At 68.9% G+C, this 1,142-nt stretch carries 1 protein-coding gene; it reads left to right on the forward strand.

Translation table 11 applies throughout. The features are described 5' to 3' along the window. Positions 1–69: 69 nt before the first annotated feature. A partial coding sequence (locus DWB68_RS15770; RefSeq protein ID WP_199700485.1) for an ISL3 family transposase occupies positions 70–1,142 on the forward strand: 1,073 nt, incomplete at its 3' end.

Below are 1,142 nucleotides of genomic sequence, written 5' to 3' on the forward strand. Positions count from 1 at the left end.
GGCGGGTAGGGGTCGAGGTCCCCGAGGATCAGAAGCGCTAACTCCCTGATCTATCACGAGGACCTCGACGTGCTTCACCCTACTTCGGGGTGCGCTTCCGCGCGCTCTGCCGCTGATTCGTGTTCTTGCTGCGACGTTCTGCTGGGTCTTCCCGATGGCCATGTCGAGCGCGTCGACCGTCGCGAGGGGCTACTGGTGGTGACGGTCTCGACGCCAGCGGCGCCGACCGGCTGCCCCTCGTGTGGGGTCGTAGCTGTCGGCCACGGACGCCGCCGACGGGTGCTTCACGATGTGCCCGCGACGACGCGGGTGCGGATCGTGTGGCGGCAGCGGGTCTGGCGGTGCGACGAGGTGGGATGCGCGCGGCGGACGTTCGTGGAGCAACTCCCGGGTCTGGTCGCCCGGCGCGGGTCGATCACCAACCGAGCCATCGGCTGGGCGATCGGACAACTGCGGCGCGAACACGCCACGATCGCAGGACTTGCCCGTCAGCTGGGGACGTCGTGGAAGACGGTGTGGCGCGCTGTCGAGCCCGAGTTGGAGCGGCTCGCGGCCGACGAGTCCCGATTCGAGAACGTCACCACGCTGGGTGTCGATGAGCACATCTGCCATCACGTCGACCCCCGCAAGCGCGGTCCGAAGGAACTGACCGGGATGGTCGATCTGAGCCGCGACAGCACCGGAAAGACGCGGGCCAGGCTGCTCGACCTGGTGCCTGGCCGCTCCGGGAAGGCCTACGCGTCCTGGCTCGCCGAACGCGGCGAAGCGTTCCGAAGGAACGTGAAGGTCGCGGCGTTGGATCCGTTCGCCGGCTACAAGAGCGCGATCGACGACAAGCTCGAAGACGCCACGGCCGTGCTGGACGCGTTCCACGTCGTCAAGCTCGGCACCGCCGCCGTCGACGAGGTCCGTCGCCGCGTTCAGCAGGACACCCTTGGGCATCGCGGTCGGAAGGGCGACCCGCTCTACGGGATCCAGACCATCCTCCGCGCCGGCGCCGAGAACCTCACCGAGAAGCAGCGGATCAGGCTCGCGGCAGCGATCGAGGCCGATCCCGCGCACGACGAGGTGTTCGTCGCGTGGCAGTGCGCCCAGCAACTGCGTTCCGCCTACCACCAGAAGGACCTCGCCGAGGGGCGGCG

The organism is Galactobacter valiniphilus (genome assembly GCF_003575975.1).
Taxonomy (GTDB): Bacteria; Actinomycetota; Actinomycetes; order Actinomycetales; family Micrococcaceae; genus Galactobacter; species Galactobacter valiniphilus.